At 53.5% G+C, this 230-nt stretch carries 1 protein-coding gene; it reads left to right on the plus strand.

Annotation, left to right across the window (positions count from 1 at the left end; genetic code table 11):
• On the plus strand, window positions 1-230 hold a 230-nt coding region (locus tag V5P19_RS24665), incomplete at both ends, for an ATP-binding cassette domain-containing protein (protein WP_334408132.1).

The raw sequence follows: 230 nt of genomic DNA on the forward strand, positions 1-230 counted from the left end.
GGCCTGTTACATGAACATGCCTGGCGTTACCCGCATGAGTTTTCCGGCGGTCAGCGCCAGCGCATCTGCATTGCTCGCGCGTTGGCATTGAATCCAAAAGTGATCATTGCCGACGAAGCCGTTTCGGCGCTGGATGTTTCTATTCGCGGGCAGATTATCAACTTGTTGCTCGATCTCCAGCGTGATTTCGGCATTGCGTATCTGTTTATCTCCCACGATATGGCGGTGGT

Source organism: Enterobacter sp. UNJFSC 003 (assembly GCF_036903355.1).
Lineage (GTDB): Bacteria > Pseudomonadota > Gammaproteobacteria > Enterobacterales > Enterobacteriaceae > Enterobacter.